Raw genomic sequence first — 11,508 nt, forward strand, 5'->3', positions numbered from 1 at the left:
CGTTCTCCTCTTCCAGATCACGAAGGCGTTTCTGAAGATCTCTCATTGCTTTATCGTCGGCTTTCAGTTGCCCACTGCCTGGAAAGGCCTGTGCGCCGTCTTTCTTGTATTCCGCCATCCAACGATACAGGGTGTTGTCGCTGATCCCCAGTTCGCGGGCGACCTGCGCCACCGCTTTCCCTTCTTCCTGGATCATCTGAATCGTTTGCAGTTTAAATTCTTTATCGTATTTTTTCGTCATGGTAGCACCTCGAATTTGGATAGATTCATTTTACCCGATTCTCGGTTCTCCATGTCTACTTTTTAGTCTAGCAGCAGTTAATTTCTCCCTCACAACAACCATTCTTTAGCTAATTCTCTTACTTCATTTCTCAGTTCATTCATTATTTTAGTAACATCCTCTACTCCCAAAAAAGTCGATTGCCATATTACAGTATCTAATTCTATGGAGGTCGCCCACCAACAAGTCTCTATCCCTCTACGCGGATTTGGAAACAATACATGTTTTCCATCGTGTTCTACTACTGCATATCCTTCTCGCAATCCATAGAAACTGCGATGCACATATTCCGATCCAGATGAGTATAACCTGCTATGCATTAATTGCCTAAAAGGTTTACCCCCTTCTGATTCATCTACTTCTTGAGCTAGCTTTAATATCGTCTTAGTTGTATAATTCTTTGGGATCTTGCCTTCCCTGCAATTGAATAGCAGTCTTGCCTCATCATAACGTTGTTTTAATTTATTTAACTTCTCGCTACTGTAGTATTCTTCTTTAAGTATAGTATCTTTTATAGATAGAACTTCATTGGCTACTCCCCATTCATGCATTACCACTAACGCTATGTATTTTTGAAACTCTTCGTCGTCACAATTCCACAAATTCCATAAATGTAAATGTCCTTCATATAATACTCTTAACAACGTGAATGCATCAGAATAATGTGCATTCGAAATTAATGTTGATATTGAACTGAAAGTAAAAAACTGTGCCATACTTAACTCTGACAATATTATATGTCTTTGATTTGTATAGTCTTTATTGTTTTCAAGAATAGTAGAGTTTTGAAGAATATTCTCCCTAATCTTATCAATTAATATTAGCCACTTATCTACCATATCTTTTGTCGATTTTAATTGCTCTTCATTTATTACTTCTGGGGATTTCCAGAACATCATTATCAACATCCTTGCAAGAATTAATTTCGCCTAACGTTTCCGTGTTCACGACGTCCCACCACCTTAAGGCTGCGAAGCAGCCGGCCGCGATGCGGTTAGGTGGTGCGGATGTGTCCCGGCAATCACCTCTTCGACTTATCTCCCGGGACCGAGGCGGCTTGTCCGCCGATGCGTGAACACATTGTTATGAGATGTCAGCGCCTTCCTTGATTTACTTTCAAATGCATTACTTTACTAATAATTTTGGATGTCCTCTACACAATTATCACAGAGAGTTGCATAACCATCTTTAGAAAAACATAGATTAACACCGCATCGCATACACTCATCTATATCATCAAATTCCCACTCATCAGCGCAGTTGAAACAAATATATCCTTCATCTGTTCTTGTTACCGCTAGACCATAACGTCCAGTTGCTGGCGGGATTGCCTGTCCGAGAGTTGCTGAATATAATGACCGTATCACAGGAAAGGAAAAGGATGCCTCCCCTGTATGCGGGCCTGCTGCAACAGGCTCACGGGATGCATCCCCTACCCAACATGGTCATTGTAACAGAGTATGAGTTAGTTGAGAAGACACCCGGCGTTTTCAGTTAGATGTGCAGAATCGGTTCCTTCTCCCTGCTGCGGAGAAGCGCTCAGCGTCATCGGCAGTCGGAAGCGGAAGATCATGAGCGAGAGCGGAGATCATCGTCTGCTCGTCGTTCGCCGACTGCGCTGTGCGCAGTGCCGGAAGATCCATCACGAGCTTCCGGATTGCATCGTACCGTACAAACGGTACGAGTCGGCATGCATCGAGCAAGTCGTCTCGGCCCCCACTCAGCAGCCAACGGTAGCGGCAGATGACGCCACCTTAAGGCGTTGGAAGAGTTGGCTTCAGGAACAGACTACGTATTTGCTCGGCGCACTAAAATCCATCGCCATTCGCTTTCACAAGGACCCTGCGGAAGAATCGTCCGTCTCTCCTCAGACTGCACATCATCCTTTCGGACGTTACGTCGGGGACGCTCCCGGCTGGCTGGCGCGAATTGTCCGTCCGGTCGCAAATTCAAATTTATGGCTACATACCCGTTCTGCATTCTAGTCCGGCTAGGTGCTGCGGTAGACTCGTCTGGAAGTCTACCAAGCGAGGTGCAGAATGGATGAAAGATCAGAGAAAAGCAGAGGCCGTCGCATCGGAACGGATGCAGCTCCTTGCGCCGCTATTGGCGGAAGGGCTGGACACCGCCAGAGCCAGCCAAATCAAAAGGCAGATCTGCGAGCAGTCCGGGCTTTCCGAGCGGACGCTGCGTCGGTACTTGGCGAAGTACCGTCAGGAAGGCTTCGGGGGTCTGAGGCCCAGAGGCAAAGGACGTCAGCCATCGGAAGTGACGATTCCCCCGGAAGTACTGGAGCAGGCGATTCTGCTTCGCCGGGAGGTGCCTAGCCGAAGCGTAGCCCAGCTCATTCAGATTCTGGAGTGGGAAGGCCGCATCCAGCCCGGCCAGATCAAACGCAGCACGCTGCAGGAAAGATTGGCAGAGCGCGGTTACAGTACGCGTCATATGCGCATGTATGCCGAATCAGGCGTCGCCGCCCGCAGGTTCCAGCAGCGCCATCGGAATCGTCTGTGGCACTCGGACATCAAATACGGCCCGTACTTGCCCATTGGCCCCGGCGGCGCCATGAAGCAAGTGTTCCTGGTGACGTTCATCGACGACGCGACGCGTTTCGTGCTTCACGGACAGTTCTATCCGGTCATGGACAAGACCATCGTCGAGGATTGCTTCCGTCAGGCCATTCAGAAGTTCGGCGCTCCCGAGGCAGTCTATTTCGACAACGGCAAGCAATACAGAACGAAGTGGATGACGCGGGCTTGTTCCAAGCTCGGAATTCGGCTGCTGTTCGCCAAGCCCTACTCGCCGGAGGCTACGGGTAAAATTGAGCGATTTAATCGCGTGGTGGACGCGTTCTTAAGCGAGTCCGCGCTTGAGAAGCCGAAAACGCTCGAGCGGCTCAATGAATTGTTTGCCGTATGGCTGTCGGAGTGTTATCAGCACAAGCCGCATTCGGCGCTGGAAAACAAGTACAGCCCAGAGACGGCATACCGCAGCGACAAGAAGCCGCTTCGGTTTGTAGATCCGGACGAGCTCGCGAATGCCTTCCTGCACTGCGAGACGCGCAAGGTTGACAAGTCCGGCTGCATCAGCTTCATGGACCGCAAGTACGAAGTGGGACTGCCGTTTATCGGCTGCACGGTGGACGTGGTATTCGACCCGGCGGACATCACCGAACTCACCATCGAGTACGAAGGCCATACGCCTTGGCGTGTAAGGGAACTGGTTATCGGCGAACGCGCGGGCAAGCGGCCGCCGCTTCCGGAGCATATCGGACAAATCGCTGCAGATGCGTCAAGACTGCTCGCGGCAGCCGAGGATCGCAACCGGGAGCGTCAAGCCGCGCAGGTACCGGCGGTGGCTTATCGCCGGATGAGCAAGGAGGACGGCCATGTTTGAGTCCTTCTACGGCCTTGGCCGCTCGCCATTCTCCCGGGATATCCCGACGAGCGAGTTGTACGAATCGGTCACGCTCGAGGAAACGATGGGCCGTCTGGCGTACGCCGCACAGCGGCAGTGGTTTGCGGTCGTTACCGGCGACTGCGGCACGGGCAAAACGACGACGATTCGGCGGTTCGCCGAGGTGCTGGATCCGGCGAAATACAAGGTGCTTTACCTGTCAGATTCTAAGCTGACGCCGAGGCATTTCTACAAAGGGCTGCTCGAGCAGCTCGGCTGTGAATCGAAGTTCTACCGCGGCGACGCTAAACGCCAGCTTCACCGCGAGATTGAGCTCATGCGCGGCATTCATCGCCTGCAGCCGGTTGTCGTCGTCGACGAGGCCCATCTGCTGGATCGCGAAATGCTGGAGGAAGTGCGTTTCCTGCTCAATTTCAAGATGGATGCGCAAAGTCCCATGGCGCTCATCCTGGTCGGTCAAAGCGAGCTGTGGGATCGCCTGAATTTGCAGGCCTATGCGGCGATCCGGCAGCGGATCGACCTGCAGTGCAAGCTGCCGCACTACGACCGGTCGCAGACCGGCGATTACATCCGGCGTCACATGACGTTCGCCGGCGCAGAGCATGACATCTTCACCGACGGCGCGATCGACGATATCTACCGATTCTCGAGCGGTGCCGCAAGGCTGATCAACAAAGTATGTACCCACGCACTCATCTATGGCTCACAGAACAAACATCGGATCATCGACGATCATATGATCAAGCGCGTCATCCAAGGGGAATTAGCGTGATTCCCCTTTTTCAGCCCCTCGGGCGGACAGATTGACCGTCACCAGCAGGACAACTTACGCCGTCAACTGGCGGACATTATGCGTTGGCAGTAACATGTTCTAACCAAAGTTTCATAATCGCAACCAGGGCAAAAATAAATTGGCCATTCTCCTCCTTGGGTAACTATCTCATATTTACTTTCACGCAAAACTTCAGATACATACTCATTAGCAATTTCCTCTGGATCGTCATTCTTGTATCCACAAAATAAGCATTGAAATCCATCTGAAAGATCTGCAGCGTCTTGCAAACAGCGAGGGCATGTTACAATGAGTTTAATCTTCGCTATTTTACTTCTGATTGCCTTCCAGCGTTGATTTACAAATGAATCAAATTTTAATACTTCTTCCCTGATGACAACCATTTCATCATTATCAACTTCATCTTCAAGTTCGTCGTTTACAAAATCGATCAAAAAGTTTAAAGCATCTGCGACAGTAGCTTTCAAGGCTTCTGAGCTATCCACAATCCCAAAGTGCTCAAATCTGTTTCTTTTATCTCTAAGGCTATTCAAGTTTTTTCTTATCTGCTGATTAATATCCACTTCGCAGATATTAATCAATCTATCTATACAATCATCAAAGTTAGCACTTGTGAACTTGCCATTTTTATAATCTTGTAGACTAGCTTTTTCTACTTTGTTAAACAATAGTGTCCAGTGTTCTCTTCTCAAACGTTCCTTTAATATTAATTCAATCCCGGAACTTAGATGCAAGATTGCATATTTCAGATCTGACGGTTTGATAGGTTCTTCTAAATACTCAATCGCCGAAACCACAAAGTTTAAACCATTCTCAAATAACTCAAATTCAACATCATTATCTACATCTTTTTGATTCATGTTATGCCCCCCGTTGTGCAAGGCGAAAATATGCTCTTGTTTTTAAGCTTTGCGCTGATTTCTCATAACGTCTGCGTGTTCACGACGCCCCACCACCTTAAGGTCCGTTAGGACCGGCCGCGATGCGGTTAGGTGGTGCGGGTGTGTCCGGCTGATTCCGCTTCCCTGCTACTGAAATGCCTCACTCGAATCCTCTTCTAACTCCTGCCGGACCGAGGGTCAGAATGGCCCGATGCGTGAATACTTTGTTATCCGATACCTCCGACTTCTTTGATATACTTACACAATTCGTCCTTTATCGTCTTTATTCATTTTTAATTTTAATTCTTGAGTATCCTTTTCGTTCTTTTAAATTTGATTATTATTTTGTTCTTTGATTCGAAAGAAATTGATTAAGTTCATTTAAATTGTCTGTTCGATATAATTCTTTTTCTGTATCAAAAACAATGTACTTTGGTACATCATCAATGTTTAACATTTGTAGTTCCTTTTCATCTGGATTTCCGGTTTGATAATAACCACTAAGAATCCTTATGTTTTGGTCAAACACTTCTTGAAATTCAAGATTTTGTTCATCAGTGGTACCAATTGCCGTGATGTAATACTTTCCCTCAACGTCAGAAAAGAAAGACGATGGAATTGACGAATGGTAAGTTTTATTATTATCTGCATTGCAACCTGGAAGGATAATTATAACTACTATACTTAATACTTGTATTAGCTTCATGTAAGCCTCCTTTAATTAAGGTTATTCCTTTGCTAATCGGAGGTTTCGGATAACGTTCCTCGTATTCACGAACCCGAGAACCTTAAGCCCCGAAGGGGCGGCCGCGATGCGGTTAGGTTCGCAGGGTTGTCCGTCTGAATTCGCTTACTCATATTGCATCGGACGGACCAAGGAACCGCTAGGTTCCGCAGCGTGAATACGATGTTATCGGAAGGACTTGCCTTCTTGTATTATTTTCAAGTATCTAAAAGTAATTGAATATCCGCTTCTACAATCTCCTCAATTATTCTAATTGATTTCCAAAACTCGTCATTAAGTCTAGAAAGATCTTCCTTTAAATATATAAATTCGGATGTGGATGTTTCAGAAAAATCAAGTATGTTTTTCTTCATTATAATTATATCTTGTCTATCAATATCCACAGCAATATGAGCGGAAGCATGGTGGGTAAAGTGATTCCGGAGGCTTGTAACTTCTCTTATATATGTAGGATTAATTCCTTGTTCTGACAATTTTATTGAAATATGATCTTTAATTTTATTCTTATTCCATTGATGCAGATTGTGATATATAGGTAAAAGTACATGGTTTGTAATAAATTCCAAGCATGAATCTATTTCATACAAAAACGAATGTATATAAAACATCATTGCTTGTCTCATAAAACGATCCGAAAGAAAATATGATCGATCTTCATCCAAACACATCTTTAATTCAACAGGGTCAATATTAGAAATCTCTTTCATTAATTGATCTGTTGTTTCATTTAATTTCGTAATAGAAAACACAAGTCCATCCAGTCTTGATGCAGTATGTAAAAACGCATCTTTTTCCCAGGGAGATTCAGTTTGGAAAATTCCTGAATCAAATGCTTTCTTACAAGAGTTAATAATTCTATATCCCCACTTTTGATCTATTAAAAAGGTAATATGAAGTACTTTCATGAAATACCTCCAATATTTTTTGCAAGTCTTTCCGATAACGTTCTTGTATTCACGAAATGACCCAGCCTTAGATAGCTCTTATCTTAGGCTGGGTCGTTTGTTGTCTGAGCTTCTTCCATGATTATACATCTGGCAACCAAGGGGCGATAGCCCCACAGCGTGAATATGGTGTTATGTGAAGTTCCTGACCTCTTGTATCTGCTTTCAAAATCAGTCCTTTGTTAAAATGCATTTAAATCTTTCTATTCCGGGATACTTTTCCCCTAACCTTATTATTTGAAAACCGATTTTTCTATAAAAATCTACTGCATCCATATCGGTTTCGGCTTCAATTCTCCTTATTGAATTTTCTTGCATAAATTCTTTTATTAATTTCTTTCCTAATCCTTGTTTTCTCTTACTAGACTTTATTGCTATATGTTTTAATTCTACTTCATTCTCCGTCTGATTAATTACTCCGATAAGTCCAACCAATTCACCGTTTTCAATTCTACCTAGTAATTTTCTTGATTTATCATTTCTATACTGTTCATATTCTTGTAGTACTCGTTCTTCATTTGGATATATACATTCGGATAGTAAACTTATTAGTTCCTTTTGATTTATATAATCTTTTAAGTTAATCATCTTCGATTTCACCTGATTTCTAATATTAATTTCTTCCAGGAATTTCACATTACGTTTTTGTATTCACGAAACAACCCAGCCTTAGATAACTCTTATCTTAGGCTGGGTCGTTTGTTGTCTGAGCTTCTACCATGATTATACATCTGACAACCAAAGGGCGATAGCCCTTCAGCGTGAATACGGTGTTATGGGATGTTGCTGCCATCCTCGAATATACTTACAATGGTACTTGTTCACTAATAATTAATTCAGAATATGTTATAATGGGATAATAAAGTTCATTATAGGGGTTGAATTTAATGGCTTTCTCAAAAGATGATTTGAATAAATTAATTCAACAATTACCTGATGATGCCCTTCCTATTGCTGCTGACTTCCTGAAAAAATTAGCAACTACTCCTCACAGCAAAAATATTCCTTGGGACGATGAACCGACTACCAAAGAAGATCTAGAGGAGATTGCTGAAGCAAAGAAATCGTTCGCTCGTGGTGAAGGAATTAAACTCAAGGATGTAATTGATGAACTACTCAATTGAGTTCTATAAATAAGCCCTTAAATACTTACAAAGACTAGATAAGCCTTCTCGAATTCGAATTGACAACACCTAGAGATCCTCTCAGAAAACCCATTTCATCCTGAACTTGATATCAAGAGAATGAGAGGTACATCTGAAGAATATAGGTTGCGCGTCGGTTCGTTTAGAATTATTTACACGATCGAGGATAAACAATTAATCATACATGTCTTTCACGAACCTCCGTAGGAGGTTGTCGCAGCTTCCACTTCTCTGAACCCACGTCTGCGACCGAGGGCGCTAGCCCGATGCGTGAATGCAGTGTTATACGACGTTCCTTCTTCTTCGAGATAACTCTCATAATCATCTTTCTGTCCATGTAGTTCTTATATAACCAATCTTCATACCAATCCGTTCCATATTCCTATGGCTTTGAGATAAGAAATTGCATTGACCGACAACAAGTCTACAATTATTTTTCTTTGCTTCAGTAATTCTTCTCTTCAGTAGAAATTGATGTAATCCATTTCCTCTATATTCCGGTAGTGTAGCTGCGAATGTCAGCGATGCTATACCATTATTTGAATACATTACAGCCGCTGCTGCCGGCTCACCATTTATAAATGCTACGAAGAACTTCCAGCCAGGCCGATTGTATAAGACCTTGTTATTTGCTGCCACTGGCGCGATGCCATTGTCAGGTAAACCTGTTCCCCTACAATGAATTAATGCATATGTCTCAAATTGATCCTCACTCAATTCTTGAATAGTAATATGTTCTGGAAGTTGGTCATTGAATATTTGCGGTTCAATATAGGTTGAAGTATGGAATCCGGATTGATAAAATCCACGATCCGATATTCGTTTGAGGGTGTTTTCATTTACAAGTGAAGGCACAATTTCAAATTGGATTTTCCGATCTCGTTCCCTAAAGAAGTCAACAATTGGAGTTAAATATTCCGAAACTTCGTTTGTAACGCCCTTGACTGTATTAAAAGCTCTCCATGGCATTGTCTTACTATATAAGCAAAGAGCATTGCCGAATCTTTTGATCTCAATTCCTTCTGGATTGCCTCCCCTACTTCGAATTGCAATCATTCGGTCTTGCATATATTCAATCTCAGAGTTTTCTATGTCTTTCACTAATGTATTTGATAAAATGAGTGATCCCATTTCATATCTCCTTTGCTCTAAATTGCTTTTAAGGAATGTCGCATAACGTTGTTGCATTCACGAACCCGATAGGCTTAAGGGCGCCAGCCCGGGTCCGACGGACTTAGCCAGTGCAGGGTTGTCCGGCTGCTTCCTCTTCCCCGAAATGCTACTGCCGGACCGAGGGCCGAATGGCCCGATGCGTGAATATGGTGTTATAAGATGTTGGCGCCTTCTTTGAATTACTAACATAAATACTAAAAAAGACTCCTAACAAATTCGACAGGAATCTTGATGTCATTTATATATGTCTCCTCTTGGGCCTAATCGTACCACATATATTATTAATTCATTATTAATGATCTCATATACTATTCGATAATTTCCAACACGCAATCTATAATAATTACCTTCTTTACCCTTCATTTTCTTGATGTTTGGATTTCCGAAAGGATTGAGACTTAGCTGCTCCAATGCGACAATTATTCTTCTCGCAACTGGTTTATCGAGTTTTGCAATTGTCTTTTCTGCATCACTCGAAATAATACCTTATTATTCGAGCTCACGTTTTAAATCCTCCAAGGATTTAGTATTCCCATTCAGATAATCGAGCTTTCCTTGTTCAATTGCTAAAATATCATCTGAGGTTAGATGATCATCCTCTTCGTCAATTTGCTTCTCAAGTAACCATGATAAAAAACTCTTTGCAACAACTTTATTTTTATCATTTAAATGAGCAAGAAGTTGTTCAAGCTCATCATTTGGGACACTCATCTTATGTACCCCCTTTACTTTGATCTTCTTTATTATACGTCAATTATTAAGGATGCTCCAGACTTAGTTGGTTTATTACTGCATCAATGATATACAATCGAATTATTATTCTTGCGCCAATTTCTTATAACGTTTCCGTGTTCACGACGCCTCACCACCTTAAGGACCTTTAGGTCCGGCCGCGATGCGGTTAGGTGGTGCAGGTGTGTCCCGGCAATCGCTTCCTCGCTCTTATCTTCCGGGACCGAAGCGGCTTGTCCGCCGATGCGTGAACACATTGTTATATGATGCCGACGACCTCTTTGACTATGCTTAATCAGATTCATACTCACTTCGAAGAATACTCATACAAATAATGTCCCAATACTTTCCGTTCTTATAAAGTTTTTTCCGCAGTCTTCCTTCTTCTTTGAACCCGCATTTCAAATAACATCGATATGCTCTTTCATTATATTCATATACTTCAAGTTCTAATCGATTAAGGTTTAAGGATTGGAATACAAAGTCTTGTAACATACGGATCGCTTCGCTACCATATCCTTTACCTAAATATTCTTTACGTCCAATAACAATCCCCATGACAGCATTCCTGTTCTTCCAATCAATCTTATGCAAGTCTATTTGACCTACATATTCTTTAGAATCTTTATCCGCAATAATAAAACCCTTGATTTCTGTACTTCCTTCTATCATCATCTTCAAGTATGATTCTGTTGAATAACTAGTATGAGGAAAGAGGAGGATATCTGACAAACCATTTGTAATTTCCGGATCATTCACCCATTGCCTCATATAAGACAAATCGGTTAATTGATATTCACGTAATACAATTCTTTCACCAGCAATATGAGGCATATAATGATCGTCCTTTCTTGTTTTTCATCATGTTTTCGTCGGTTTCATATAACGTTCATGTGTTCACGACGCCGAGAGGCTTAAGGTCACGAATGTGACCGGCTGCGCTTGCGCAGTTAGCCTCGCAGGTGTGTCCGCCTGATCCACTTCCTGCCACTGAAATGCCTCTTCGATCTTCCTCGGACCTCGAGCGGACCGAGCAGCCGTCAGGCTGCGATGCGTGAACACGGTGTTATCTGATGCAGGTGCCTTCTTTGAGTTAGATAGTGTAAAATCTCTGTGGGTGTAGGAATTGGAAAAAGCGGATATAGAAAAAGAGCTTCTCCCTTGGTAAAGTGATGTTTGCGCACAACACACCAAGAAGGAGGAAGCTCCTGTGAGCCACTTTACCACAACAATGCCGACGATGAAAGAGATTGAGCAATGGATTTTCCGGAAAATGCAGAAGGAATTCGCTCGTGCGATGAAGCAGGTACTGGAGGCGCTGGATCAGCAGATCCTGGAGCAACGGGACCGAGAGCGTTATCGAGTAAAGGACGAGCGTGAAACAAGCGTCAACACAGT

The 11,508-nt window shown here is 43.4% G+C and carries 16 protein-coding genes; 6 read left to right on the forward strand and 10 right to left on the reverse strand.

All coding sequences use genetic code 11. The features are described from left to right. Together M891_RS0121430 and M891_RS0121435 are read right to left on the reverse strand one after the other, a co-directional pair. A partial coding sequence (locus M891_RS0121430; RefSeq protein WP_028540207.1) for a transposase occupies positions 1-241 on the reverse strand: 241 nt, incomplete at its 3' end. 89 nt (positions 242-330) lie between these two features. After that, complete coding sequence (locus M891_RS0121435; protein ID WP_232228395.1) at positions 331-1,176, reverse strand: DUF5677 domain-containing protein; 846 nt, start codon at positions 1,174-1,176, stop codon at positions 331-333. Between the two features lie 573 nt (positions 1,177-1,749). Here M891_RS0121435 and M891_RS25115 point away from each other — a divergent pair. The 3 genes from M891_RS25115 to M891_RS0121450 are packed head-to-tail and all read left to right on the forward strand — an operon-like array spanning position 1,750 to position 4,469. Then, positions 1,750-2,265, forward strand: a complete 516-nt coding sequence (locus M891_RS25115; RefSeq protein ID WP_084628948.1) for a DUF6431 domain-containing protein — start codon at positions 1,750-1,752, stop codon at positions 2,263-2,265. A 58-nt stretch (positions 2,266-2,323) separates the two neighbouring features. Beyond that, a complete protein-coding gene (locus M891_RS0121445; protein ID WP_028540209.1) occupies positions 2,324-3,676 on the forward strand; it encodes an IS481 family transposase in 1,353 nt (450 codons plus the stop codon). Continuing rightward, a complete protein-coding gene (locus M891_RS0121450; protein WP_028540210.1) occupies positions 3,669-4,469 on the forward strand; it encodes an ExeA family protein in 801 nt (266 codons plus the stop codon). The genes M891_RS0121445 and M891_RS0121450 overlap by 8 nt, the downstream gene beginning before the upstream one ends. A gap of 62 nt (positions 4,470-4,531) precedes the next feature. Here the strand turns inward: M891_RS0121450 and M891_RS0121455 are convergent, their stop codons facing one another. The 4 genes from M891_RS0121455 to M891_RS0121470 all read right to left on the reverse strand — a co-directional run bounded on the left by M891_RS0121455 (position 4,532) and on the right by M891_RS0121470 (position 7,648). After that, a complete protein-coding gene (locus tag M891_RS0121455) occupies positions 4,532-5,350 on the reverse strand; it encodes a DUF3644 domain-containing protein (RefSeq protein WP_028540211.1) in 819 nt (272 codons plus the stop codon). 361 nt (positions 5,351-5,711) lie between these two features. Next, on the reverse strand, positions 5,712-6,077 hold the full coding sequence (locus M891_RS0121460) for a hypothetical protein (RefSeq protein WP_028540212.1): 366 nt from the start codon (positions 6,075-6,077) through the stop codon (positions 5,712-5,714). A gap of 236 nt (positions 6,078-6,313) precedes the next feature. Beyond that, positions 6,314-7,021: a hypothetical protein gene (locus M891_RS0121465; RefSeq protein WP_028540213.1), complete on the reverse strand. Its 708-nt coding sequence runs from the start codon at positions 7,019-7,021 to the stop codon at positions 6,314-6,316. 210 nt (positions 7,022-7,231) lie between these two features. Continuing rightward, entirely contained in the window at positions 7,232-7,648 is a 417-nt protein-coding gene (locus tag M891_RS0121470; RefSeq protein WP_028540214.1) for a GNAT family N-acetyltransferase, read from the reverse strand. Between the two features lie 299 nt (positions 7,649-7,947). Here M891_RS0121470 and M891_RS24360 point away from each other — a divergent pair, with 299 nt between their 5' ends. Continuing rightward, positions 7,948-8,184 carry a hypothetical protein gene (locus tag M891_RS24360; RefSeq protein WP_036701401.1) on the forward strand — a complete coding sequence of 79 codons (237 nt, stop codon included), beginning with the start codon at positions 7,948-7,950 and terminating at the stop codon, positions 8,182-8,184. A gap of 75 nt (positions 8,185-8,259) precedes the next feature. Further along, complete coding sequence (locus M891_RS26205; RefSeq protein WP_084628949.1) at positions 8,260-8,412, forward strand: type II toxin-antitoxin system RelE/ParE family toxin; 153 nt, start codon at positions 8,260-8,262, stop codon at positions 8,410-8,412. 114 nt (positions 8,413-8,526) lie between these two features. Here M891_RS26205 and M891_RS0121480 read toward each other — a convergent pair whose 3' ends face one another. The 4 genes from M891_RS0121480 to M891_RS0121490 form a co-directional block, all read right to left on the reverse strand. After that, positions 8,527-9,336: a GNAT family N-acetyltransferase gene (locus M891_RS0121480; RefSeq protein ID WP_028540215.1), complete on the reverse strand. Its 810-nt coding sequence runs from the start codon at positions 9,334-9,336 to the stop codon at positions 8,527-8,529. A 276-nt stretch (positions 9,337-9,612) separates the two neighbouring features. Further along, positions 9,613-9,861: a type II toxin-antitoxin system RelE family toxin gene (locus M891_RS25125; RefSeq protein ID WP_084628950.1), complete on the reverse strand. Its 249-nt coding sequence runs from the start codon at positions 9,859-9,861 to the stop codon at positions 9,613-9,615. A 6-nt stretch (positions 9,862-9,867) separates the two neighbouring features. Then, positions 9,868-10,089, reverse strand: coding sequence for a hypothetical protein (locus M891_RS0121485; RefSeq protein WP_028540216.1), 222 nt, complete (start codon positions 10,087-10,089; stop codon positions 9,868-9,870). Positions 10,090-10,401: 312 nt separating this feature from the next. After that, positions 10,402-10,944: a GNAT family N-acetyltransferase gene (locus M891_RS0121490; RefSeq protein WP_028540217.1), complete on the reverse strand. Its 543-nt coding sequence runs from the start codon at positions 10,942-10,944 to the stop codon at positions 10,402-10,404. 376 nt (positions 10,945-11,320) lie between these two features. Between M891_RS0121490 and M891_RS25130 the strand changes: the two genes are divergently transcribed. Next, positions 11,321-11,508, forward strand: a 188-nt coding sequence (locus M891_RS25130; RefSeq protein WP_198032058.1) for a UPF0236 family transposase-like protein, incomplete at its 3' end; no start/stop codon positions are given.

The sequence above is a fragment of the Paenibacillus sp. J14 genome (genome assembly GCF_000518465.1).
In the GTDB taxonomy this organism is placed as follows: Bacteria; Bacillota; Bacilli; order Paenibacillales; family Paenibacillaceae; genus Fontibacillus; species Fontibacillus barengoltzii.